The organism is Stenotrophomonas sp. YJH_SMC_20, assembly GCF_059367845.1.
The window spans coordinates 237731-262212 of the sequence record NZ_JCAFRG010000002.1 but is presented as its reverse complement, the minus strand read 5'-3'; the positions used below and the strand labels follow the sequence as shown (position 1 = coordinate 262212).

The window sequence follows — 24482 nt, the reverse complement described above, 5'->3', positions numbered from 1 at the left end:
TCCACAGCGGCGACAATGGCCGCTCGGGCGCACCATGCGCGATCCGCCCACCGAACGCAGGAATGCTGAGATGTCCAACACCCCCTTTGGCGAATCGTCATGTGCTGCCGCAGCCAGCGGCTGCATCGAGGTCCGCGGTGCGCGCGAGCACAACCTGAAGAATGTCGATGTCTCCATTCCACGCAATGCACTGGTGGTGTTCTCCGGCGTGTCGGGGTCCGGCAAGTCCTCGCTGGCCTTCGGCACGGTCTTCGCCGAGGCGCAGCGGCGCTACTTCGAATCCGTCGCGCCCTACGCGCGTCGCCTGATCGATCAGGCCGGCGTGCCCGACGTGGATGCCATTGACGGGCTGCCACCGGCGGTCGCCCTGCAGCAGCAACGCGGTGCCAGCAATGCGCGCTCATCGGTGGGCAGCGTGACGACGTTGTCCAGCCTGGTGCGCATGATGTACTCGCGGGCAGGGGCCTACCCGGCCCACCAGCCCATGCTGTACGCCGAAGACTTCTCGCCCAACACCCCACAGGGTGCCTGCAGCACCTGCCACGGCCTGGGGCACGTCTACGAGGTGACCGAAGCACTGATGGTGCCGGACCCATCGCTGAGCATCCGCGAGCGCGCCATCGCCTCCTGGCCACCGGCATGGCATGGCCAGAACCTGCGCGACATCCTGGTCACGCTGGGCTACGACATCGACGCGCCGTGGAAGAAGCTGCCGAAGAAGGACCGGGACTGGATCCTGTTCACCGAGGAAACGCCCACGGTGCCGGTCTATGCCGGCTTCACGCCGGCCGAGACCCGCGCCGCGCTCAAGCGCAAGCTGGAGCCCAGCTACATGGGCACGTACACCGGCGCACGCCGCTACGTGCTGCACACCTTTGCCAACACCCAGAGCGCGCTGATGCGCAAGCGTGTTTCCCGCTACATGGAAGGCCGCCTGTGCCCCGCCTGCCAGGGAAAGCGCCTGAAGCCGGAAGCGCTTTCGGTCACCTTCGCCGGCGTGGACATCGGCGAGTTCATGCGGCTGCCGCTGGACCAGCTGGCGGCCTTGCTCGAGCCCATCGCGCAGGGCGACTTCAGTGCACACAGCCACGGCGCGCGTACCAGCAGGCGTGCAACGCCCCGCGATCGCGCCAAGCGGGCAGCAAGTGGCCGCGCGACCCACGAAGGCGCCCCCGACGTGCGCCTGACCTCAGCCTTGTCTGAGGAAAAGCGCCTGGCGGCACAACGCCTGGCGGGTGGGGTCATGGCGCGGGTGGGGCAACTGCGCGCGCTCGGCCTGGGCTATCTCTCGCTGGATCGCGCCACGCCCACGCTGTCGGCCGGCGAGCTGCAGCGCCTGCGGTTGGCCACCCAGCTCAGCTCGTTGCTGTTCGGCGTGCTGTACGTACTCGACGAACCCTCGGCCGGCCTGCATCCGGCCGACAGCCAGGCGCTGTACGACGCGCTGGAACGGCTGCGCGACGGCGGTAACTCGGTGTTTGTCGTTGAACATGATCTGGAGCTGATGCGCCGCGCGCAGTGGCTGGTGGATGTGGGCCCGCAGGCAGGGGAACATGGCGGACGCGTTCTCTACAGTGGCGAGCCCGACGGCCTGCGCAACGTTCAGGATTCGCGCACGGCGCAGTACCTGTTCGACCAGGTGCCTGCGCCGGCCAGCCGGCAGCGCAGTGCCATCAGCTGGCTGGAGCTGAAAGGTATCCATCGCCATAACCTGCAGGGCGTGGACGCGCAGGTGCCGCTGGGGCTTCTGACCGCAGTGACCGGCATTTCCGGATCGGGCAAGTCCAGCCTGATGGCGCAGGCGCTGCCTGAGCTGATGCTGCTGCACCTGGGGCACGAGACGGTAGACGACAGCGCCGACAGCGCGCCCACGGATGGACCCACCGTGATCGAAGCCACTCGGGGCCAGCTTGCCGGCGATGTGGATGCCATCCAGCGCGTGGTGCAGGTAGACCAGAAGCCCATCGGCCGCACGCCACGCTCCAACCTGGCCACCTATACCGGCCTGTTCGATCACGTGCGCAAGCTGTTCGCCGCGACACCCGACGCGCGCCGCCGCCGATTCAACGCGGGCCGCTTTTCGTTCAACGTGGCCAAGGGCCGATGCGAAACCTGCGAAGGCGAGGGCTTCGTCAGCGTCGAACTGCTGTTCATGCCCAGCGTCTATGCACCGTGCCCCACCTGCCACGGCGCCCGCTACAACGAAGCCACGCTGAGGGTGCAGTGGAACGGCCGCAACATTGCCGAGGTCCTGCAGATGACGGTGGACCAGGCCCATGCGTTCTTCGCCGGAGAAGAGGCCATCGCCCGCCCGCTGCAGCTGCTGCAGGAGATCGGCCTGGGCTACCTGCGGCTGGGCCAGCCAGCCACCGAACTTTCAGGTGGCGAGGCGCAACGCATCAAGTTGGCCACAGAGCTGCAGCGCAGCCAGCGCGGGCGCACGCTGTACGTGCTGGACGAACCCACCACCGGGCTGCATGCAGCAGACGCGGACAGGCTGCTGGTGCAGCTTCAGCGGCTGGTGGACGCAGGCAACACGGTAGTGATGATCGAGCACGACATGCGTTCTGTCGCACAGGCCGACTGGGTGATCGACGTCGGCCCGGGCGCAGGCGGTGCGGGCGGCACCATCGTGGCGGCTGGGACGCCGCATCAGGTGGCCCACGCCAAGGGCAGCAGGACGGCACCGTTCCTTGCGCGCGAGCTGGCTCCACTGTAGAGCCGAGCCATGCTCGGCTATCGATCTCCAGCGCCGGAAGTCCAGCATGCAGGCCGCGCCTTTCAACAGAAAGCGGGCTCCGGCGCATCGCCGGAACCCCTGGCGGCTCACTTTTCCTGCAGGAACGTCAGCAGGTCCTGGTTGACCTTGTCCTTGTGGGTGTCGGTCAGGCCGTGCGGCGCACCCGGGTAGACAATCAGCTTTGCGCCCTTGATGAGCTTCGCCGATTGGCGGCCTGAGATATCGATCGGCACGATCTGGTCGTCGTCACCGTGGATGACCAGGGTGGGCACATCGAATTTCTTCAGGTCTGCGCGGAAATCGGTGGCCGAGAACGCAGCGATCGAGTCGTAGGTGTTCTTGTGGCCGCCCTGCATGCCCTGTGCCCACCACGCATCGATCAGCCCCTGCGACACCTTCGCGCCCGGGCGGTTGAAGCCATAGAACGGGCCCGACGGAATGTCCTTGTACAGCTGCGCGCGGTTATCCATCTGTGCCTTGCGGATGCCATCGAACACTTCGATCGGCAGGCCGTTCGGGTTGTCGGCGGTCTTCAGCATGAACGGCGGCACCGAGCTGATCAGCACGGCCTTCTTCACCCGCCCGGTGCCATGCCGGCCGATGTAGCGCGCCACTTCGCCGCCACCGGTGGAGAAGCCCACCAGGGTCACATCGTGCAGGTCCAGCGTATTGATCACCGTGGCCAGGTCATCGGCGTAGTGATCCATGTCGTTGCCGTCCCACGGCTGGCTGGAACGGCCGTGGCCGCGACGGTCATGGGCAATGACGCGGTAGCCGTGGTTGGCCAGGAAGATCATCTGCGATTCCCAGCTGTCCGAGTTCAACGGCCAGCCGTGGCTGAAGGTCACGACCGGACCGTTCTTCGGGCCCCAGTCCTTGTAGTACAGCTGCACGCCATCGGCGGTGGTGATGTAGCTGGCGGTGCGCGCGATGCTGGTGACTGCCGCCGGCGTGGCCGGGTCGGCGGCCTGCGCGGACAGGCCGGCCTGGACCGAGAGGGCGAGGGTGGCAACGGCCAGGGTACGGGCGAAGGTGTTCATGCGGGAACTCTCATGGGTGGGTGGTGAGATGTACTTTGCGCCCGCGATCAGGCGTCCGGGATATGACAAGTCCGAATTTCTTGATATATCGTCCTGCGTGCACGGATCCACAGTGGGGTCGACTGGATGATCATCCGAAGCTGCCCGGCCTGGGCCTGCGCACTACCGAACGAGCCAGAGGCGCTTGCAATGGTGACATTGCAGCCGGTGCCGCATTGCTTCCCGGAACGCAACATGACGTACCCCTTCACGGCGCTACCGCACCTGCGGCGTGCTGCCTAGGCTGATCCCACACGGCAACTGCCGTGTTCCGGGCCCACCGCTCACGCAGTGCCCACCTTCCCATGAACCACGCAGTGCTGGCGTGCCAGGCATCCGCGCCCTGGCCGCGCCGCGCCCTGCGTCGTGGGAAAGCGCCCGGAATCGCTAGCGCCAGCCTTGCATTGCTGCCCGCCAAATGGCTCTTCGTGGAGATCCCTCATGTTCAGTATGGAAAACACCGCCGCGCCCATTGCTCCCGCCCTCGATGAACTGGTGCCCTCGCGCTACGCCCTGAAAGTGGGCGACATCGAAGTGCTGGTGATCAGCGATGGCGTCCTTCCGTTGCCCACCCAGATGCTCGGCCACAACGTGCCGGCGGACGACCGTGCCCAATGGTTCGAAGAGATGTACCTGCCCCAGGATGCCTTCGACTGGGCATTGAACGTGATGGTGGTGCACAGCGGTGATCGCACCATTCTCATCGATGCCGGCCTGGGCATGGACCCGGACCTGCAGCTGCCGCGCGCCGGCCAGCTGATCCGCCGCCTCGGTGCCGCCGGTATCAACCTGGGCGAAATCACCGACGTGGTGATCACCCACATGCACATGGACCACGTCGGCGGCCTGCTGGTTGAAGGCGTAAAGGAACAGCTGCGCCCGGACCTGAAGATCCACGTGGCAGCCGCGGAAGTGGAGTTCTGGAAGTCGCCGGACTTCAGCCGTACCAACATGCCGCAGGGCTTCCCCGATGCGCTGCGCGCCACGGCCAAGCACTTCTGGGCCGAGTACAGCAGCTATGTGCACACCTTCCAGGACGAACAGCAGATCGCACCGGGCGTGACGGCCCGCCGTACCGGTGGGCATACCCCGGGCCACTGCGTGGTGCGCGTGGCGTCTGCGGGGCAGGCCCTGACCTTTGCCGGTGACGCGGTGTTCGCGGTCGGCTTCGACCAACCGAACTGGCACAACGGCTTCGAGCACGACCCGGAGGAATCCGCACGCGTTCGCATTGCTCTGCTGAAGGAACTGGCCGGCACCGGCGAAATGCTGGTGGCCACGCATCTTCCGTTCCCGTCAGTGGGCCGGGTGTCGCTGGAGGGCGAGACGTTCCGCTGGGTGCCGGTGTTCTGGGACTTCTGATCGGATCCTGCGGATACAGCGCAAGCACGAGTTTTCGACGGGGCGCGTCGGCGCCCCGCTCGAAACCCGCAAGGGCGAGGCCAACAACGGACGCCATCCACGCCTGGCGTGGATCTACTGGATGGCGGTGGGGTGGGCCAAACGTTGCAGCTTGTGCGGATTGCGCTGCACCAGGATCTGCGTGATCCGTTCGCCATCGGTCTCGAAGGCCATCGCCGCCTCCAGCTCGCCATCGAAATAGCGCAGCAGTCCCAACCGTCCGTTGAGCATGGCCGGCACCATCCGCAACTGCGCGCTGCGCCGCAGGTGCGGGGCATACAGCAGCTGGGCAATGCGTGCACCCCCGACCATCGGCCCGGGGAAGCTGGAGACGATACCGCCGCCGTCACCCACCAGCTCGGCCGATTCGGCCATCAAGGTCTTCATCGTGCGGAAATCGCCGCTGGACGCGGCCTCGGCGAAGCGGCGCAGCAGTTTCTGGTGCACGTCCTGCGGGACGTTGTAGCGCGGGCGTTCCTGCCGGAGCTGCTGGCGCGCACGATGCACGATCTGCCGGCAGGCGGCTTCCGTCTTGTCCAGGGTGCGCGCGACCACGGCGTAATCCTGATCGAACACGTCGTGCAGCAGGAAAGCCGCACGCGCATCCGGGGCCAACCGTTCCAGCACACTGAGGAAGGCGACCGACAGATCGCTGGCGGTTTCCAGCACGTACTCGGGCGTGGCGGTGTCATCGGTCAGCAGCGGCTCGGGCAACCACATGCCCACATAGTGTTCGCGCGCATGCCGGGCCAGGCGCAGGCCATCAATGGCGCGACGGGTGGTGGTCGCCACCAGCCAGGCTTCCGGATTCTCGATCTGCGACTGGTCGGCGCCATGCCAGCGCAGCCAGACATCCTGCACCACGTCTTCGGCTTCGTGCGAAGACCCAAGCATGCGGTAGGCCACGCCGAACAGGCGTGGGCGGAGGCGTGAGAACAGCGCAGTGGATTCGTCCATGCCAGCGTAGACGGGACAGGTCCCCGGATTGTGACACCCGGGAACCTGTCGCTGGTGCCAGCGCCGGACGTGCGATCAGAGCGGCGGCAGAACTGCCGGCTTGCCGATGTCCTTGATCAGGAACACCACGAACTTCGCCGGCTCGGTGGCGCTGGCGTTGCGACCTACGGTGTGCAGATCGGACGGGCCTTCATGGAAGGCCTCGCCCGGGCCAAGGGTGACCTCCTTGCCGCCGGCCACACCCATCACGATCCGCCCTTCCAGGACATAGACGAAGCCATGGGCATCGTGGCGGTGGACAGGATCGGCGCCACCCGGCGGGTACTCGACGGTAAGGATCAGCGCTTCCTTGCCGGGCTGCTCCGGCAGGGCGCGGGTCATCACCTCGCGCACCAGGGGCTCGGGCGCAGCAGGGGGCGGGGTGGCGGCAGCGCCGCACAGTGGCAGCAGCGCAAACAGGGCCAGAACAGAACGACGCATGGCAGGTCTCCAAAGCGGTAGAGCAGGGCCGCAGCATGGGGCAGCGGCGGGAGGATCAGGCCAGGCCGGCCTTGTCCAGGCCAAAGGCCGCGTCCAGCGTGCCGGGCGTGGTACGGAAGGCAACGTTGGCGCGGTTCCAGGCGTTGATCGCCATCACCGCGTGGGTGAGGTCTACAATTTCCTGATCGGACAGCTGCCCGCGCACGCGCGCGTACAGCTCGTCGGGCACGCCCTGCGCCGGCAGCTGGGTCAGTACTTCGGTCCAGGCCAGGCAGGCTCGCTCGCGCGGGCTGAACAGCGTCGATTCACGCCATGCTGCCAGGTGATGCAGGCGCAGCGGGCGCTCACCACGCAGGGTGGCTTCCTTCACGTGCATGTCCAGGCAGAAGCCACAGCCGTTGAGCTGCGATGCACGGATGTTGACCAGATCAATGATGGCCGCTTCGATCGAGGCGGTGTGGGCGGCATGCGAGTACAGACCGAGCTTCTTGAACAGTTCGGGGGATTGCGCGGCGCAATCCAGGCGTGCGGTCATGGCGTGTTCCTGTAGCGTGTGAAGGGCACAGTGAGGCTAGGCCTGCATTTGCAATGCCGGTAGGCGGGGGGCGGACCCCACGCTGTTGCATGAAAAACACCAATGTCCTGTCACAGCGGCCGATGCTCGGCCGTCTGCCGGGCATGGACACCTCATCGCACCTGCGCACCGCATCGCGCCCTGCCAGCGAACAGGTCTGGCAGGCCTTCCTGGCCGCATTGCGCGAATTGCCGCCCGATGCACGTGCGGTGCTGTTGTTGCACGACGTGCTGGGTGCCGGATTCGAGGACATCGTGCCCCTGCTGGCGCTCGATCTTGCCGCGTGCAGGCAACGGTTGGCGCTGGCGCGGAGCCACCTGCACGCACAACGTGCCCGCCTGGAGCCAGGCCACCCATGAACGCCGCAACGCTCCGCCCGGCCAGCGACGGCCACGATGCGCTCAATGCGTCCTTCTCCACCAGCTACGCTGGCGTGGTGGCCTTCATTGCAGTGGCGTCCGAGGGCAGCTTCGCGCGCGCGGCCGACCGCCTCGGCATCGGTCGCTCGGCCGTCAGCCGCAGCGTGCAGAAGCTGGAAAGCCAGCTGGGCGTGCGGTTGTTCCTGCGCACCACGCGCTCGACCACGCTCACCCGCGAAGGCGAGCTGTTCCTCGAGGGCTGCAACCCGGGCGTGACCTGCATCCTGCAGGCGCTGGAGGAAATGCGCGACCTGCGCGAGGGCCCGCCGCGCGGGCACCTGCGCATCAGTGCCAGCCATGGCTTCGGCCGTCGGGTGATTGCGCCCTTGCTGGCAGCCTTCCGTGCCGAATACCCGCAGGTATCCGTGGAGCTGCTGCTGGACGAGCAGGCCCCCGACCTGGTCGGTGATCGCATCGACGTGGCGTTTCGCGACGGCCTACTGGAAGACAGCCAGATGATTGCCAAGCAGCTGGTGCCGATGCAGCTGGTCGTATGTGCATCACCGGCGTACGCGCAGGTGCACGGCCTTCCCGCGTCGGTGGACACGCTGCCCACGCATGCCTGCATCGGGCGGCGCCTGCCGGGCGGACGCATGCAGCCCTGGGAATTCCGTGTCGACGGTGCCGAAGTACACCTTCAGCCGCCGGCCGCACTGGTGTTCAACGATGCCGACCTGGCCCTCCAGGCCGTCATCGACGGGCTGGGCATCGCCCAGCTGCCCAGCTATCAGGTGCGTGAAGCGCTGTGGGCGGGCAGGGTGGTGACCTGCCTGGATCGGCATGCGCCGCTCGATCGCGGCCACTACCTGTGCTACCTCAGCCGCCGCCAGCTGCCCAAGCGCGTGCGGGCCTTCATCGACTTCAGCACGCAGCGGGTGCGCGCGCTCGAACTGGATGTGATCTCGCACTGGGAAGCTCGCCAGCAGGCCACCCCTCTGAAGCCAGTCGCACAGCCTGCCTGGGCCTGAGCGCACTGGTGCGTGCCGGGCAACAGTGCGCGGCCCTTCAAGGGCCTACTGACACGCGCCCAGGGTAACTACGATGCCTGCGCCCGGCCCCACCCCGGTAGCCCCTTTGCATTCCAGGAGACACGCAATGAAGTTCCTCGTCATCGGTGGTACCGGCCGCATCGGCAGCAAGGTGGTGGAGCGCCTGCGCGTAGCCGGGCATGCGGTCGTAGTGGCAGCGCCATCCACCGGGGTGGATGTGCTGACCGGTGAAGGCCTGGATGCCGCCATGGAGGGCGCCGACGTGGTGGTGGACCTGGCCAACTCGCCCTCGTTCGAAGATGCGGCAGTGCTTTCGTTCTTCGTAACCGCCGGCCATAACATCCTTACCGCCGCCGCCCGTGCCGGCGTGCGCCACCAGGTCGCGCTTTCTGTTGTGGGCACCGACAAGCTGGCAGCCAGTGGCTATTTCCGCGGCAAGATTGCCCAGGAGCGGCTGATCCGCGACTCGGGCCTGCCGTACACCATCATCCATTCCACGCAGTTCTTCGAGTTCCTGCCGGGCATCATCCAGTCCGCCGGCGACGGTAGGGCCGTGCGGCTGCCGGCCGCCGACGTGCAGCCGATTGCCGCCGAGGATGTTGCCGAAGCGGTGGCACGCATCGCCCAGCGGCCGCCGGCCAATGGCGTGCTGGAAATCGCCGGGCCGCAGCGCAGCGCGATGGCGGATCTGGCCAGGCGCTATCTGCAACTGACGGGTGATTCCCGGCAGGTGGTGGCGGACGCCGATGCACTGTACTTCGGCGCGGCGCTGCAGATCGAGACGCTGGTGCCGGCCGGCCACGCGTGGCTGGGGCAGGTCGATTTCGAAGCCTGGCTGCAGCAGTCCGGTCTGTTGCAGCGGCAGCCTGCCTGAGCGGCGAATCGATCGCCTGCCGCAGCTGCGTTTGATGGAGCCGTGCAATGACCGAGCTGAAGCCGCCTTCGCCTGCCATGCTGGACCGCTACCAAGGCGACGACGTGAAGCCGCTGTACACCGGTCGCGTGCGGGTGAGCGGAGGCCAGGCCCAGCACGGGCGGGCGTCCGGCGTCGTGCGGTCGGACGACGGTGCACTGGCGGTGGACCTGCGCCTGCCGCCGGAACTCGGCGGGCCTGGCGGCGGCGCCAATCCCGAGCAGCTGCTGGCCGCGAGCTATGCTGGCTGCTTCCACGGTGCCATGGTGCTGGTGGCCGCGCGTGCCGGCCTGCTGCTGCACAACCCCAGCATCGAAGTGGCCGTCACCTTCGCCCGTGATCCGGCAGATGGGCTGTACCTGCTGTCGGCCGAGATCGTGGTACATCTTCCCGGCATGGATGAGAACCTGGCCTGCGAACTCGTTCGCAACACCGAACGCGTCTGCCCGTACGCCAAGATGTTCCATCGCGGCGTCCGCCATGTGGTGCATGTTCGGGTCGGCCCGCAGGCTCCGCCTCTGTAGAATCGAGCCATGCTCGACTCCGGGAAGGTCCTGGCCCTGACGATTACACGGCTAGGCCGTATTCCGCCACGACCCAGCTCGGCTACGATGGTGGCGCCGGCAACCTGGCCGGTGGGGCAGGGGATGCAATGGACATGCAGGCACGGGGCGGATTCGTTCCGCCCGCGAAAACCGATTCGCAGGAACTCACGTTCCACTGGCTCTACCAGCGGGTGCAGGGGCTGGTTGAGCACAGCATCTACCCCAAGGCGGGCAGGGTGGAGACGTGGGCGTTCCGGATGGGCGCATTGGCGGCCGCCATCGGCATTCTCGGTAGCCAGCTGCCTGATCGATGGCTTCCGCTCACGGCTGCGCTAGTTTTGGTCAGGGTCTGCCTGGCGGTGGAAATCGGAGGTTTTGTCATCGGCGGGTTTCTCGCAGCCCGCCGCGGAATCCGGCAGTTCGTACAGCCACGGCTGTCGCACGCGCAGGAAATGGATGGCGAATTTACTCAGTGGCAAGCGGTGATCGCCGAGCTTCGGAAGTTTCCCAGAGTCGAGCGTGAGCGCCGCCTCAAGTATGTCAGCCACTTGCGATCCAGCATGATCGAGCGCATGGGATTAATGTACGGAGGGTTGCAGCGCCTTGGGCCATTCCCACTCTTGATTGCCCTCTATCTGCAGTTCCGCCAATGGAGATGGGGTGACTGGAGCAGCGCCTTTGATGTCGGCGCGCTGGGTACCTTCATCATCTACGCCCTCGTACTGCTATACCTCACAGGATGGCTATTGATCGGGCTGCGTTCGCGCCTGGATACCTACGTCGCCCTGCTTGAAGGCTCCATCCACGAACCCGAACCCTCGCAACCAACGTCCCTGTAGAGCCAAGCCACGTTCGGCTACTGCGGGCCACATCGCCCGCGCGTGGTCGATAGCGTTCAATGGCTAGCAAATGGGGCAGGGAAGCTGTCGCCCGGCTGGGGGATTAGGAAAATTTATCGAGGGTGGGGCTGGTATCCGATTCCGGCCGATACAGGGCACAAAGGGGACTTAAGACCGCACCCGGCATCGGCATCCACATCACCTATCCACCTTCAACCACGCAACCAGTGCCGCAAACGCCGGCGACGGCTGCCGACGGTTCGGGTAGTAGAGGTGATAGCCGGGGAAGGGCACGCACCACTTGTCCAGCACGGCCACCAGCCTGCCGTTCGCGATGTGCTCGGCCACCAGTGGTTCCGGCACGTAGGCCAGGCCCAGGCCATCCAGTGCGGCATTGATGACATGGATCATGCTGTTGAAGACCAAAGGTCCGTCGCCGCGCACCGTGAATTCCTTGCCCTTTTCTTCGAACTCCCAGGCATAGATCGCTCCGTTCGGACGATGCCGGATGTGCACGCAGCGGTGTCGGGTGATGTCGGCAGGTTTCCTGGGCCTGGGATGCTTCTGGAAGTAGTCGGGAGACCCCACCACCACCAGACGCCAATCCGGACCGACCCGGACAGCGATCATGTCCTTGCTCAGCGCCTCTCCGAGTCGGATGCCCGCATCGAAACGCTGCTCCACCACATTGGTGAAGCCGTAGTCCACGTAGAACTCAAGCGTGATGTCCGGGTACTCGGCCAGGAACCCGGCCAACCGCGGGCGGATCACGGTCTCCATGGAATCGTCGGTGCAGGAGATCCGCAGCGTTCCAGCGGGGCGGTCGCGCAGGTCACCCAGCGCCTCCACGCTGGCACCGATGGCCTCGAAATGTGGTGCGATGGAGCGCATCAGGCGCTCGCCCGCCTCGGTGGGAGAGACGTTGCGCGTGGTCCGGGCCAGCAGGCGGATGCCCAGGCGTTCTTCCAGCAACCGCATCGAATGGCTCAGCGCAGAGGGCGTAACCCCGAGGCGAACGGCGGCCTTGGTGAAGCTCTGTTCCTGGGCCACGACCAGGAAGGCCTGCAGGTCATTGGTCTTCACGGTACTCATCGGTCAATTGTGAGCGCAACTCAGTAATGCATCAACTTTCAACCGGCTTATCGATATAGGGGCTGGGGCCTATCGTGGCGACCCGTGTCCCCAACCGAGGCCATACGCCCATGAAACGCACCACGCTGTTACTGGCGCTGCTCGCCAGCCTCTACGTTCCAGCTTCGGCCATGGCCGCTGACGCACCGGTGCCGGCCCCGCCCCATGGATCCGACAACTTCTACCGCAGCCCCACGGTCAAGGGGGAGCGCGTGAGCTTCCACAACCAGTACGAGATGCAGGTGGTGGGTACGCTTTACCGCCCTCAAGGCCTGCCCGACGGCAGCCGCGCCCCCGCAGTGGTCGTTGGCCACCCGATGGGCGCAGTGAAGGAGCAGAGCTCCCAGCTCTACGCGCAGAAGTTGGCCGAGCAAGGTTTCGTTACGCTGGCGATCGATCTTTCCTTCTGGGGCGAGAGTGGCGGCGCACCGCGACACCTGGTGGCGCCGGAAATCTATTCGGACGACATCAGTGCGGCCGTGGATTTCCTGAGCACGCAGTCATTTGTGGACCCGGACCGCATCGGCGGCTTGGGCATCTGTGGCAGCGGCAGCTTTGTAATCAGTGCCGCCAAGATCGACCCACGCATCAAGGCCATCGCCACGGTCAGCATGTACGACATGGGTGCGGCGGCGCGGCAGGGGCTGAACAGTGGCCAGTCGCTGGAGCAGCGCAAGGCGGTGATCCAGTCCGCGGCAGATCAGCGTCTGGCCGAATTCAAGGGCGGGGCGCCGGTGTTCGTGCCTGGCACCGTGAACCACCTCGATGCTGACACGCCCGCCATCCAGCGTGAGTTCTTCGACTTCTACCGCACCCCGCGCGGCGCCTATACGCCAATGGGTGACAAGGCCGAACTGACAACCCAGCCGCTCTTCAGCAGCCTGGTCAAATTCATGAACTTCTATCCCTTCAACGACATCGAGACGATCTCGCCCCGCCCGATGCTGTTCATCTCTGGCGACGCCGCGCATTCCCGCGAGTTCAGCGAAGATGCCTACCGTAGGGCAGGGCAGCCGAAGGAGCTCTACTGGGTGGAGGGCGCCGGCCACGTGGATCTGTACGACCGCACCCCGCTGATTCCCTTTGACAAGCTGGCCACGTTCTTCCAGCGCGGCCTGGCTGCGAAATGAGCCGCATCGAGGCCCTCCCGGATCGCGCCAACTGGGGCGGGGTGCTCGCGATGACGCTATGCGTCTTCGCGTTGATCGCCTCGGAATTCATGCCGGTGAGCCTGCTCACGCCCTTGGCGGCAGACCTGGGCGTGAGCGAAGGTCTGGCCGGCTACGGCATTGCCATTTCGGGTGCCTTCGCGGTGCTGACCAGCTTGTCGATCTCCCGGTTGGCGGGCGGCGTGAACCGGCGAACGTTGCTGTTGATCCTCACGGCGTTGATGGCGGTATCGGGACTGGTGGTGGCGCTGGCCCCAAACTATCCGATCTACATGACAGGCCGTGCGCTGATCGGCGTGGTGATCGGTGGCTTCTGGTCTTTGTCCGCCGCAACCGCGATACGGCTGGTGCCGCAGGCCGAGGTCCCGCGAGCCTTGGCGATATTCAACAGTGGCAACGCGCTTGCAACGGTCATTGCGGCGCCACTGGGCAGCTATCTCGGTAGCATGATCGGATGGCGCGGCGCTTTCCTATGCCTTCTGCCGGTGGCTGCTGTTGCCCTGGCGTGGCAGTGGGTTTGTCTGCCTTTCATGCCCGCGGAGGAAGGACAATCACGCAACGGGGTGATCGTGTTGTTGCGGCGGCGCATGGTGGCACTGGGCATGACGGCGTGCGCTGCCTTCTTTATGGGGCAGTTCGCCCTGTTCACCTATGTGCGGCCGTTCCTGGAGCGGGTGACGCATGCGGGCGCGTCTGCTGTTCCATGGGTGCTGCTGGCCATCGGGGTGAGTGGCTTCGTGGGCACGCTGGCCATCGGTGTATTCATCAGGCGCGGGCTCTACCGCACATTGGTGACCCTTCCGGCCATGATGGCGCTGATTGCCGTCATCCTGATTCCACTGGGGACTCACCTTTGGCCGACCACCGTACTGCTCGCGGCATGGGGCCTGCTGGCCACGGCCGCACCGGTCGGCTGGTGGAGCTGGCTGGCGCGCACGTTCACCGATAACTCCGAAGCCGGTGGCGGGCTGATGGTTGCGGTGGTGCAGTGCTCCATCGCGCTGGGCGCCGCCCTTGGCGGACTGCTGTTCGATAGTTGCGGTTTTGCCAGTACTTTCCTGGCCGGTGCGGGCTTCCTGTTGTTTGCCGCGCTGCTTGCCTACCTCACGGCTTCGGAAGATCTGGACACGTCAGCAGCGGCGATTCCCAGGGAGGTTCCGAAGCAATGACACGCTTTACGTCGCCTCCCGCGAAACTGCTCTTGCTCCTCGTAGCCTCTGCGACGGCAGCAGCATGCCGAGCCGCGCCCGATCATCAAGTTGTCGCGACCACCAGAACTAGCGCCAACCAAGAGGTTCATCCCATGAAGATTCGACTGATCATCAACGACCAACGGCTGTCGGCCACCCTGGAAGACAGCCTTCCCGCACGCGAGTTCATCGCCCAGTTGCCACTGACACTGCAGCTTGAAGACTACGCAGAGACCGAGAAGATCGCGCAGCTTCCGCGCCGTCTCAACGTGACGGGCGAGCCGGAGGGAATCACGCCGTTGGCGGGTGACATCGCCTTCTATGCGCCATGGGGAAATTTGGCGATCTTCCATAGGCCGTTTGCCTACTCGAAAGGCCTGGTCAGACTGGGTCGAGTAGAAGGCGGTTTGCGGCACCTTCGAAAGAAGGGGCCGGTGGAGATTCGCATCCAGTCCGACTAGCTGCCGATTGAAGATCCTCGCTCGCACGCAACCACTGCAGCGTACACATGCATATATACCTTGCATGCATCAGTCATATGCACACGCGTGCTTCTTCCGGCACGGCGCGGAGGCTAGATTCCCCTGACAATCCGTCACGGAGTGACCCATGCAGACTCGCACCCGCCTCCGCACCCTGGTGCCTTGCTTTCCCGCCACACTGATCTGGATTGCGGCCTCCCTCTGCGCCACCGCTGCGCTTGCCAGCGAGCCACTGCAGATCGAATCGCAAGGAAGCCTTCTCGCGGGCGGCACGAAAAAGACGGAACCTGGCACGTTCGATCCGCTCAAGCCCTCCAACCCGGCCGGGCAGAGCTACCACGGTGACCACGTCTACGCCTTCTACCAGAAGCCGGTGAATGCGCGTCCGCTGCCGATCGTGATGTGGCACGGGGCAGGGCAGTCATCGAAGAGCTGGGAAACGACCGCCGATGGGCGCGAGGGCTTCCAGAATCTGTTCCTGCGTCGTGGCTTCACGACTTACCTGATCGATCAGCCACGCCGAGGCAAAGCCGGCCGAAGCATGGTGGAGGCCTCGCTGGCACCCGTGGCAGACGATCAGATGTGGTTCAACCAGTTCCGCATCGGGCTCTGGCCAAACCACTTCAGTGGCAGCCAGTTCCCGAAAGGCGAGGCCGTGCTTGAGCAGTTCTTCCGTTCGGTCACTCCCAACACCGGGCCGTTTGACCTGGATGTGGTCTCCGACGGCGTAGCGGCACTACTGCAGAAGACAGGACCTGCCATCCTGTTTACCCATTCGCAGGCAGGTGGTCCTGGCTGGATGACGGCCATAAAGAGCCCGAACGTTCGCGCAATCGTTGCCTTCGAGCCAGGCAGCAGCTTCGTGTTTGCAGAGGGTGATGCGCCCGCACCGATTCCCAGTGCCTTCGACACCGTAGCACCCGCAGTGGTTTCTCCCGAACAGTTCAAGGCGCTGACCCGGATACCTATTCTGGTGCTGTACGGCGACAACATCCCCGACAAGCCTGTTGACCTGCCGGCGCAGGATAGCTGGCGGGCACGACTGGAAATGGCCCGCGCGTGGCGTGATGCCGTCAATCGGCAGGGTGGTGATGTCACCCTGGTCCATCTGCCAGACCTGGGTATTCGCGGCAACAGTCACTTCCCGTTTTCGGATCTCAACAACGTCCAGATCGCCGATCTGGTGAGTGCGCTTCTGGAAAAGAAGCACCTGGATCGTTGAGCCGGATCGTCATTCATAACATCCGTGCATGACTGATATCCGGATGATGCCCTGTTTCCATGAGTGCGCGACGGTTAGCTTTTCTTCTGATCCCCGCCGACGCAGGCGCCCAGTGCGCTCCGGTCGGGGAATATCCAGACTGGGAGCACTTGAATGAAGCACATCGTGCACGCCACGCTGTTGGCGATATCGCTTGGCCTGGCGACAGGCAACGCCTGTGCCGCGGACTACAGGCTCAATCCCTTCAAACTGGCCTATGAAGGTGCCATCACCCGCAACGTACCCAGCGAGGTCAACATCCATTCGGTGTCCTATCCGCTGAATGGCATCGAGATCGCGGCCAACTTCTACACGCCCGCCAACTTTGATGCCTCGCGGAAGTACCCGACCATCGTGGTGGCCCACCCCAACGGCGGCGTGAAAGAGCAGGTCGCCGGCCTCTACGCACAGCGCCTGGCCGAGCAGGGCTACATCGCCATTACCGCCGACGCGGCCTATCAGGGCGCCAGTGGCGGCCAGCCGCGCAACGAGGACACGCCGTCGCACCGCATCGAAGACATCCATGGCATGGCGGATTTCATCAGCCGATTCCCTTGGGTGGATACCTCGCGCCTGGGCTTGCTGGGCATCTGTGGCGGTGGCGGCTATTCGCTGGCCGCCGCGCAGACCGACAAGCGCTTCAAGGCCATCGCCACCATCAGCATGTTCAATTCCGGCCGTGTGCGCCGCAACGGCTATGGCGACTCACAGCGCGACACTCTCCAGCAACGCCTGCAACAGGCTTCGCAGGCCCGTGCGCAGGAAGCCGCTGGCGGCGAAGTGATGTACTCCGGCGACGCCAACCTCAGCGACGAACAGATCGCCAAACTACCCTTCGATCTGTATCGGCAAGGCTATGAGTACTACTGGAAGACGCATGCCCATCCCAATTCCACCTTCCGCTACACGACCAGCAGCCTGCTGGACCTGATGCGCTGGGACGCCACCGACCAGATCGAACTGATCAACCAGCCGCTGCTGATGATTGCCGGCAGCAAGGCCGACAGCCTTTACATGAGCCAGGACGCCTTCGCCAAGGCGACCGGCACCACCGACAAGCAACTGGTGCTGCTGGACGGTGCCACGCACATCGAGACGTACTGGGTGCCCAAGTACGTGGATGCCGCCGTTGCTTCGCTCACCACGTTCTACAGCCGGACGCTTGCACCATGACTACACCTCGTAAATCACCCGCGCACACCGCGCTGCTGGGCGCTGCATTGAGCGTGGCGGCACCGTTTGCCGATGCCGGCGAGACGCCCACGCAGCAGATCACCCGGGCAGGGGCACAGGCGTCGGTTGCCGGCCCCGCCGAGACCTTCGTTGGCCAGGTTCGCGTCGATCCGCTGTTCCCGGCGAACGATGACGTGCAGGCCGCTTCTGCCTACGTCACGTTCGAGCCCGGCGCACGTTCGGCCTGGCATACCCACCCTGCCGGGCAGCGCCTGGTGGTGACCTCCGGCGTTGGGCTGACCCAGGAATGGGGCAAGCCGGTGCAGCAGATACAGCCGGGCGATGTGGTGGTATGTCCAGCCGGCGTCAAGCACTGGCACGGCGCCGCGCCGCACAGCGCGATGACCCACCTCACGGTCACCGGCGTGGCAGGCGGGAAATCGGTGGACTGGCTGGAGCAGGTAACCGATGACCAGTATCGCGAGGCATCAGCAAGTGTCGACGCCCCCGTGGCCGGGCCGCTAACGCCCAGGCAGCAATCGATCCCGCTCATTGCAGCCGCAGCGGCCAGCAGCAACATGCCCCAGCTCAACGCCGCACTGAATCGAGGGCTGGATGCCGGCTTGACCGTGAGCGAAGCGAAGGAAGTGCTCGTGCAGCTGTATGCCTATGCAGGCTTCCCCAAGAGCCTCAATGCGCTGGGCGAACTGCTGAGCGTGGTACGCGAGCGCGAGGCGCAGGGGATCGCCACCGCAGCCGGGCAGCCGCCCACCGCTGAAGTGCCCGTAGGCGATGCACTGCGCGCCGTGGGCACCGCCAACCAGACCCGCATCTCCGGTGCCCCGGTGACCGGGCCGGTCATGGACTTCGCGCCCATCATCAATCAGTACCTGCAGACCCACCTGTTCGGTGACATCTTCGAGCGCGACAACCTGGACTGGCAGAGCCGGGAACTGGCCACCGTAGGCGCGTTGGCCGCCATGCCCGGCGTGGAGGCGCAGTTGCGCTCACACATGGCGGCCAGCCAGCGCGTAGGCCTCAGCCGTGCGGAGTTGGAGCACCTGGCGCGGCTGCTGGCCCATGGCGGTCATGCGGCCGCGTCTGTTCGCGCAGTGCAGGCACTGGAACAAACCCCCGCGCCTTCGCCATGACCTTGCCACCGTTCAACCGCGGTAGCGCAGAGCATCGCGCAGCACGGTGAACGCAGGCGACGACTGTCTGCGGCTGGGGTAATACAGGTGGTAGCCGGGGAAGGAGGGGCACCAGTCCTGCAGCACGTGGACCAGGGTGCCTGCCTGCACGTGGGGGCGCACCAGATCCTCGGGCATGTAGGCCAGCCCCAAACCTTCCAGCGCGGCGCCCAGGCGCAGGGCGATGTTGTTGAACACCAGCTGGCCCTCCACCCGTACTTTCAGCTCCTGGCCCTTCTTCTCGAACTCCCACGCGAAGATGCCGCCGTGGGTCGGCAGGCGGATGGTGATGCAGTTGTGCCGGGTAAGGTCATGCGGTGATTTCGGCTTTGGATGACGCTGGAAGTAGGCAGGCGATCCGACCACGGCCATGCGCAGGTCGGGCCCAACGCACACGGCAATCATGTCCTTGGCCACCTGCTCGCCCATGCGGATGCCGGCGTCGAAGCCCTCGGCCACGATGTCGGTCAGCCCGTAGTCGACGATCACCTCGATGTTCAGATCTGGATTGGCCGGCAGCAGCTTGCCCAGTACGGGTTGCATCACGGTAATCGCGGCATGCTCACCTGCGGTGATGCGCAGGCGACCGGCGGGCTTGTCGCGGAACGCGTTGAGCTGGGCAAGCTCGCTGTCGATCTCCTCGAAGCGCGGAGCTATGACCCGCAGCAACTGCTCTCCGGCCTCGGTGGGCGAAACGCTGCGGGTGGTGCGGGCAAGCAGGCGCACGCCCAGGCGCTCTTCCAGCTGACGCATCGAGCGGCTCAGGGCAGGTTGGGACATGCCCAGCTGGGCGGCTGCACGGGTAAAACTGCGTTCCCGCGCCACCAGCGCGAACATGGCCAACTGATCGTAGTTCTCGACGCTCATTGATGCGCACCGGATATAAGCGATATCCGATTATGCCCCTGCAGGAATGTGTTTTGGGGGCGTAGATTGGCGCCATGGCCATTCCGCCCGGCTGACCGTTCCGCACATTGCCCGATGAGGATTCCACCATGAAGACCCGCACGCTTGGACAAGGCCTTGAAGTCTCCGCCCTCGGCCTTGGCTGCATGGGCATGAGCTCGGCGTATGGCCCAGCCGCCGACAAGCAGGAAATGATCGCGTTGATCCGCGCGGCGGTGGAGCGCGGCATCACTCACTTCGACACCGCCGAAGCCTATGGCCCCTTTGCCAACGAAGTTCTGGTGGGCGAGGCCCTGGCGCCGGTTCGCGACCACGTGGTGATCGCCACTAAGTTCGGCTTCGACATTGATCCTGCGACCGGTGCCCGTGGCGCCGGTACCAACAGCCAGCCCGCGCATATCCGGGCCGCCGTAGAGGGCAGCCTGAAGCGGCTTGGCACTGATCGCATCGACCTGCTGTACCAGCATCGTGTTGATCCGGCGGTGCCCATCGAAGAAGTGGCCGATACGGTGAAGGCCCTCATTGCAGAGGGCAAGGTTGCGCATTTCGGGCTGTCTGAAGCCGGTACGCAGACGATCCGCCGGGCCCACGCTGTGCAGCCGCTGACAGCGGTGCAGAGCGAATACTCACTGTTCTGGCGCGAGCCGGAGCAGGAGTTGCTACCGCTGCTGGAGGAGCTGGGCATCGGCTTCGTACCGTTCAGTCCGTTAGGGGCGGGCTTCTTGACCGGGAAGATCGACGAGCATACCCAGTTCGATGCAACGGATTTCCGCAATTCTGTGCCGCGATTTTCCGTTGAAGCCCGCCGGGCCAACATGGCATTGGTGGGTATCGCAAAGGCGATGGCCGAAGAGAAGGGCGCAACGCCGGCCCAGGTTGCCCTGGCCTGGCTGCTGGCCCAGCGGCCGTGGATCTCGCCGATTCCGGGCACGACCAGACTTCATCGGCTGGATGAGAATCTGGGGGCCGTGGGACTGGTGCTGGACGAAGCCGACCTTGTGCGTATCGCTGAAGAAGTGCAACAGATCAACGTCAGTGGCGCGCGGTTGCCAGAGGCCGCGTTGAAGATGACTGGAAAGTAGGCCCTGCCGACGATGCCGGCGTGCCTCCAACCCGCTTCACAGATCTGTACCCCGCAGATGGGCATAGTGGCCCTTCGGTAGTGTGAGCGCGTCCATCCAGCCACGGGGTTTCCCCGAACGCCAGGAGGTCACTGTGCCAAGTTGTGATGAAGGAATGAAGTTGACGCGTCGCCAGGTGATCGCCGGCGGCGTCACGACCGTGGCGATGTCCGCCGCACCGGGGGCCTCATCGCTCGCCGCCGAACTGGCGGCGCCCCCGCCGCCCAGGCCGCCGGTCATCAGCACGGTGGCCTTGACCGTCAACGGCGAGCGGCGGGAGCTTGAACTCGACACCCGCACCACGCTGCTCGATGCCCTGCGCGAACATCTGAAGCTGACCGGGACCAAGAAGGGCTGCGACCACGGTCAATGCGGTGCCTGTACCGTGCTGGTCAACGGTGAGCGCATCAATGCCTGCCTCAGCCTGGCGGTACAGCACCAGGGCGATGCCATCACCACCATCGAAGGCCTCGGCACCCCCGATGACCTGCATCCGATGCAGGCCGCCTTCATCAAGCATGATGGCTACCAGTGCGGGTATTGCACGCCGGGGCAGATCTGTTCGGCGGTGGCGGTACTGGACGAGATCAAGCGGGGGGTCCCCAGCCATGTGCAGGCGGATGTCAGCGCACGGCCCCGGGCCACCAACATGGAAATGCGCGAACGGATGAGCGGCAACCTCTGCCGCTGCGGCGCCTATTCCAATATTGCCGAGGCAATGGCAGAGGTCGCTGGCGTGACCTCTGCAGGGAGGCGCTCATGAGGGCCTTCAGTTACGAACGCGCCAAATCCCCGGCCGAGGCCGCCAAGGCCGTCGCCGGTACCGAGGGCGCGAAGTTCCTGGCCGGAGGGACCAATCTGCTCGACCTGATGAAGCTGGAGGTCGAGACGCCAGCGCACCTGGTCGATGTGCAGGACATCGGCCTGGACAGGATCGAAACCACCGACGAAGGCGGCCTGCGCATCGGCACGCTGGTCACCAATACCGCACTGGCGTCGCATGAGCGCGTGCGCCGCGACTACGCGGTGCTGACCCGCGCGATCGTGGCAGGTGCCTCCGGGCAGTTGCGCAACAAAGCCACCACCGGCGGCAACCTGCTGCAGCGCACGCGCTGCCCGTATTTCTACGACCCCAATCTGCCTTGCAACAAGCGCCTGCCCGGATCCGGCTGCGGCGCACTCGAGGGGTTCTCCCGGCAGATGGGCGTGATCGGCACCTCGGACAGCTGCATCGCGACCTATCCGGGCGACATGGCGGTGGCCCTGCGGGTGCTGGGCGCCTCGATCCAGACCGTCAGGGGTGACGGCAGTACGCGCAGCATCCCGATTGCCGATTTCCATCGTTCCCCCGGCGACAAGCCGCAGCAGGACAACGTGCTGCAGCGCGGTGAGCTGATCACCCACGTCACGCTGCCACAACCCCTGGGCGGTCGGCACGTGTACCACAAGGTACGTGACCGCGCGTCCTATGCGTTCGCACTGGTGTCGGTCGCCGCGGTCGTGCAGCGTGACGGCTCGGCGCGGTTCGCCTTCGGTGGGGTTGCGCCGAAACCGTGGCGCGTCGAGGCAGCCGAACCGCTGCTGCACGACGGCGTAAAGGCCGCGACCCGGCAGGTGTTCGCCGGTGCCCGCCCGACGCCGGAGAACGCGTTCAAGATCGCGCTCGCCGAGCGCACTCTCGCAGCCGTGCTGGTGGAAGGAGAGCGCTGATGCCCCTTGAATTCAACGCCCCCGCCGGCGACAACCTGTTCGACAAGGCCAAGGTCGTCGGCAAGTCGACGCCGCGCATCGACGGTCCACGCAAGACCACCGGTACCGCCCCCTATGCCTACGAGCGCCATGACGTGGCGCCGAACCAGGCCTACGGCTACATCGTCGGTGCGGGCATCGGCAAGGGGCGCATCATTTCGATGGATGCCTCCCGCGCACGTGCCGCGCCCGGCGTACTGGCGGTCATCACCGCACCGGAAACCAAGCCGGTCGGCAAATCGAACTGGAACAATGCGCCGCTGTTCGGCGGACCCGAAGTGGCCCACTACCATCAGGCCATCGCCTGCGTGGTGGCAGAGACCTTCGAGCAGGCCCGCGCCGCCGCAGCGCTGATCCGCACCCGCTACGAGCGCGGCAAGGGCCGCTTCGATTTCCCGGCCCTGGCACCGTCTGCGCCGCTGGCAAAGGGGCGCGGTGGCAAGCCCGACCGGCAGACGCTCGGCGATTTCGACACTGCCTACGCGAGCGCCGCGGTCAAGCTGGACGAGACTTACCACACCTCCGACGAAAGTCATTCGATGATGGAGCCGCACGCCACCATCGCCGCCTGGGAGGGTGACACGCTCACGCTGTGGACGGCGAACCAGATGATCGACTGGGCCAGGCAGGGCATGGCGGCGATCCTCGGCATCGATCCTGCCAAGGTGCGCGTGGACTCGCCCTATATCGGCGGCGGCTTCGGCGGCAAGCTGTTCATCCGTGCCGACGCGGTGGTGGCCGCGTTGGCGGCCAAGCAGGTCGGGCGACCGGTGAAGATCGCGCTGCAACGCCCGTTGATGCCCAACAACACCACGCACCGGCACGCCACCCTCCAGCGCGTGCGGATCGGCTGCGGAAAGGATGGCCGGATCTCCGCCATCGCCCATGAGAACTGGTCGGGCAACATCAACGGCGAGGATGGCGAAAACGGCACCCTGCAGACGCCCAAGCTCTATGCAGGCGCCAATCGCCTGGTGGCCAATTACATCGCCACGCTCGACATGCCCGAAGGCAATGCGATGCGCGCACCGGGCGAAGCACCGGGCCACATGGCGCTGGAAGTTGCGATGGACGAAATGGCCGAGAAGCTGGGTCTCGACCCGATCGCGTTCCGCATCCTCAACGAGCCCGAGGTGGTACCCGGCGATCCGTCCAAGAAGTTCTCCGACCGCAACCTGGTGCGCTGCCTGCGCGAAGGCGCGGAGCGCTTCAACTGGAACAAGCGCAACCCCAGGCCGGCGCAGGTCAGGGAAGGGGACTGGCTGGTCGGCATGGGCGTGTCTGCGGGCTATCGCGGCGCACCGACGATGAAGTCGGCGGCGCGGGTCCGGCTTGACGGCCAGGGCGGGGTGATTGTCGAGACCGACATGACCGACATCGGCACCGGCTCCTACACGATCATCGCGCAGACGGCAGCCGAGACCATGGGCGTGCCGCTGGAGCGGGTCCAGGTGACCCTCGGCGACTCCCGTCATCCCGCCTCCGCTGGTTCCGGCGGCCAGTGGGGCGCGGCAAGCTCCACCGCAGGCGTGTATGCGGCGTGCGTCAGCCTGCGCCGCAAGGTGGGCGAGAAACTGGGCTTCGACGGCGACACCGCAGACTTCGCCAATGGCCGCATCCAAGCGGGTGGGCGGACGATCAAGCTGGCGGAGGCGGGCACACTCTCGGCGGAGGACGGCATTGCCTTCGGCGACTTCAAGCAAGGCTACGACGTCGGCACCTATGCAGGGCACTTCTGCGAGGTTGCCGTGCATGCCTACACGGGAGAGACGCGCATCCGCCGCATGCTTGCCGTATGCGATGGCGGCCGGATCCTCAATCCGCTCTCCGCACGCAGCCAGGTCATCGGCGGGATGGTGATGGGTGCGGGCGCGACCCTGATGGAGGAGCTGGTGGTCGACAAACGGCTTGGCTTGTTCATCAACCATGACCTGGCCGGCTACGAGGTTCCCGTGCACGCCGACATTCCGTACCAGGAAGTGGTCTTCCTCGACACGCTGGATCCGGTGATCTCGCCAATGAAGGCCAAGGGCGTGGGTGAACTGGGCATCTGCGGGGTCGGCGCCGCGATCGCCAATGCGGTCTACAACGCAACCGGCGTGCGCGTGCGCAACTATCCCATTACCCTGGACAAGCTGCTGCCCGGCTTGCCCGACGTGGGCTGACCCTTGCGC

23 protein-coding genes are annotated in these 24482 nt (G+C 65.5%); 17 read left to right on the top strand and 6 right to left on the bottom strand.

The features are described from left to right. Positions 1 to 70: 70 nt before the first annotated feature. Positions 71 to 2719 (top strand): excinuclease ABC subunit UvrA, encoded by a 2649-nt coding sequence (locus AC5P6A_RS04535; protein WP_346714834.1) that lies wholly within the window; start codon positions 71 to 73, stop codon positions 2717 to 2719. A gap of 107 nt (positions 2720 to 2826) precedes the next feature. Here AC5P6A_RS04535 and AC5P6A_RS04530 read toward each other — a convergent pair whose 3' ends face one another. After that, positions 2827 to 3780 carry an alpha/beta fold hydrolase gene (locus tag AC5P6A_RS04530; protein ID WP_346714833.1) on the bottom strand — a complete coding sequence of 318 codons (954 nt, stop codon included), beginning with the start codon at positions 3778 to 3780 and terminating at the stop codon, positions 2827 to 2829. A 480-nt stretch (positions 3781 to 4260) separates the two neighbouring features. On the opposite strand from AC5P6A_RS04530, the gene AC5P6A_RS04525 reads away from it, so the two are divergent. Next, the gene (locus AC5P6A_RS04525) at positions 4261 to 5181 is read left to right on the top strand and encodes an MBL fold metallo-hydrolase (RefSeq protein WP_346474247.1); all 921 of its coding nucleotides are present in this window, start codon (positions 4261 to 4263) and stop codon (positions 5179 to 5181) included. Positions 5182 to 5295: 114 nt separating this feature from the next. Here AC5P6A_RS04525 and AC5P6A_RS04520 read toward each other — a convergent pair whose 3' ends face one another. The 3 genes from AC5P6A_RS04520 to AC5P6A_RS04510 form a co-directional block, all read right to left on the bottom strand. Next, the gene (locus AC5P6A_RS04520) at positions 5296 to 6177 is read right to left on the bottom strand and encodes an RNA polymerase sigma-70 factor (RefSeq protein WP_346469360.1); all 882 of its coding nucleotides are present in this window, start codon (positions 6175 to 6177) and stop codon (positions 5296 to 5298) included. A gap of 75 nt (positions 6178 to 6252) precedes the next feature. Continuing rightward, positions 6253 to 6657 carry a cupin domain-containing protein gene (locus AC5P6A_RS04515; protein ID WP_346474248.1) on the bottom strand — a complete coding sequence of 135 codons (405 nt, stop codon included), beginning with the start codon at positions 6655 to 6657 and terminating at the stop codon, positions 6253 to 6255. Positions 6658 to 6712: 55 nt separating this feature from the next. Next, positions 6713 to 7192, bottom strand: coding sequence for a carboxymuconolactone decarboxylase family protein (locus AC5P6A_RS04510; RefSeq protein ID WP_346714832.1), 480 nt, complete (start codon positions 7190 to 7192; stop codon positions 6713 to 6715). Between the two features lie 89 nt (positions 7193 to 7281). Here AC5P6A_RS04510 and AC5P6A_RS04505 point away from each other — a divergent pair, with 89 nt between their 5' ends. From AC5P6A_RS04505 to AC5P6A_RS04485, 5 genes are all read left to right on the top strand, one after another. Then, on the top strand, positions 7282 to 7590 hold the full coding sequence (locus tag AC5P6A_RS04505) for a sigma factor-like helix-turn-helix DNA-binding protein (protein ID WP_329847707.1): 309 nt from the start codon (positions 7282 to 7284) through the stop codon (positions 7588 to 7590). Next, a complete protein-coding gene (locus AC5P6A_RS04500) occupies positions 7587 to 8618 on the top strand; it encodes a LysR family transcriptional regulator (RefSeq protein WP_346474249.1) in 1032 nt (343 codons plus the stop codon). The genes AC5P6A_RS04505 and AC5P6A_RS04500 overlap by 4 nt, the downstream gene beginning before the upstream one ends. A 127-nt stretch (positions 8619 to 8745) precedes the next feature. Then, on the top strand, positions 8746 to 9513 hold the full coding sequence (locus tag AC5P6A_RS04495; RefSeq protein ID WP_346469363.1) for an SDR family oxidoreductase: 768 nt from the start codon (positions 8746 to 8748) through the stop codon (positions 9511 to 9513). A 47-nt stretch (positions 9514 to 9560) separates the two neighbouring features. Then, on the top strand, positions 9561 to 10076 hold the full coding sequence (locus AC5P6A_RS04490; RefSeq protein ID WP_346474250.1) for an Ohr family peroxiredoxin: 516 nt from the start codon (positions 9561 to 9563) through the stop codon (positions 10074 to 10076). A gap of 128 nt (positions 10077 to 10204) precedes the next feature. After that, positions 10205 to 10936, top strand: a complete 732-nt coding sequence (locus AC5P6A_RS04485) for a hypothetical protein (RefSeq protein ID WP_346474251.1) — start codon at positions 10205 to 10207, stop codon at positions 10934 to 10936. A gap of 198 nt (positions 10937 to 11134) precedes the next feature. Here the strand turns inward: AC5P6A_RS04485 and AC5P6A_RS04480 are convergent, their stop codons facing one another. Then, entirely contained in the window at positions 11135 to 12028 is an 894-nt protein-coding gene (locus AC5P6A_RS04480) for a LysR family transcriptional regulator (protein ID WP_346474252.1), read from the bottom strand. 110 nt (positions 12029 to 12138) lie between these two features. On the opposite strand from AC5P6A_RS04480, the gene AC5P6A_RS04475 reads away from it, so the two are divergent. The 6 genes from AC5P6A_RS04475 to AC5P6A_RS04450 all read left to right on the top strand — a co-directional run bounded on the left by AC5P6A_RS04475 (position 12139) and on the right by AC5P6A_RS04450 (position 18493). Next, a complete protein-coding gene (locus AC5P6A_RS04475; protein WP_346474253.1) occupies positions 12139 to 13197 on the top strand; it encodes an alpha/beta hydrolase in 1059 nt (352 codons plus the stop codon). After that, a complete protein-coding gene (locus AC5P6A_RS04470; protein ID WP_346714831.1) occupies positions 13194 to 14405 on the top strand; it encodes an MFS transporter in 1212 nt (403 codons plus the stop codon). The genes AC5P6A_RS04475 and AC5P6A_RS04470 overlap by 4 nt, the downstream gene beginning before the upstream one ends. Before the next feature lie 134 nt (positions 14406 to 14539). Then, a complete protein-coding gene (locus tag AC5P6A_RS04465; RefSeq protein ID WP_346474255.1) occupies positions 14540 to 14887 on the top strand; it encodes a cyclophilin-like fold protein in 348 nt (115 codons plus the stop codon). A 148-nt stretch (positions 14888 to 15035) separates the two neighbouring features. Beyond that, the gene (locus tag AC5P6A_RS04460) at positions 15036 to 16130 is read left to right on the top strand and encodes an alpha/beta hydrolase (protein ID WP_346474256.1); all 1095 of its coding nucleotides are present in this window, start codon (positions 15036 to 15038) and stop codon (positions 16128 to 16130) included. A gap of 153 nt (positions 16131 to 16283) precedes the next feature. Continuing rightward, complete coding sequence (locus AC5P6A_RS04455; protein WP_346474257.1) at positions 16284 to 17342, top strand: alpha/beta hydrolase; 1059 nt, start codon at positions 16284 to 16286, stop codon at positions 17340 to 17342. Then, positions 17339 to 18493 (top strand): (R)-mandelonitrile lyase, encoded by a 1155-nt coding sequence (locus tag AC5P6A_RS04450; RefSeq protein ID WP_346474258.1) that lies wholly within the window; start codon positions 17339 to 17341, stop codon positions 18491 to 18493. The genes AC5P6A_RS04455 and AC5P6A_RS04450 overlap by 4 nt, the downstream gene beginning before the upstream one ends. Before the next feature lie 12 nt (positions 18494 to 18505). Here AC5P6A_RS04450 and AC5P6A_RS04445 read toward each other — a convergent pair whose 3' ends face one another. Continuing rightward, the gene (locus AC5P6A_RS04445; protein ID WP_346474259.1) at positions 18506 to 19399 is read right to left on the bottom strand and encodes a LysR family transcriptional regulator; all 894 of its coding nucleotides are present in this window, start codon (positions 19397 to 19399) and stop codon (positions 18506 to 18508) included. 128 nt (positions 19400 to 19527) lie between these two features. Between AC5P6A_RS04445 and AC5P6A_RS04440 the strand changes: the two genes are divergently transcribed. The 4 genes from AC5P6A_RS04440 to paoC all read left to right on the top strand — a co-directional run bounded on the left by AC5P6A_RS04440 (position 19528) and on the right by paoC (position 24473). After that, positions 19528 to 20520 (top strand): aldo/keto reductase, encoded by a 993-nt coding sequence (locus AC5P6A_RS04440; protein ID WP_346474260.1) that lies wholly within the window; start codon positions 19528 to 19530, stop codon positions 20518 to 20520. Between the two features lie 154 nt (positions 20521 to 20674). After that, positions 20675 to 21322 (top strand): aldehyde dehydrogenase iron-sulfur subunit PaoA, encoded by a 648-nt coding sequence (paoA, locus tag AC5P6A_RS04435; RefSeq protein WP_005416549.1) that lies wholly within the window; start codon positions 20675 to 20677, stop codon positions 21320 to 21322. Next, positions 21319 to 22269, top strand: a complete 951-nt coding sequence (locus AC5P6A_RS04430; protein ID WP_134734846.1) for an FAD binding domain-containing protein — start codon at positions 21319 to 21321, stop codon at positions 22267 to 22269. Before paoA ends, AC5P6A_RS04430 begins: the two co-directional genes overlap by 4 nt. After that, on the top strand, positions 22269 to 24473 hold the full coding sequence (gene paoC, locus AC5P6A_RS04425; RefSeq protein ID WP_495222249.1) for an aldehyde oxidoreductase molybdenum-binding subunit PaoC: 2205 nt from the start codon (positions 22269 to 22271) through the stop codon (positions 24471 to 24473). The genes AC5P6A_RS04430 and paoC overlap by 1 nt, the downstream gene beginning before the upstream one ends. Positions 24474 to 24482 lie beyond the last annotated feature (9 nt).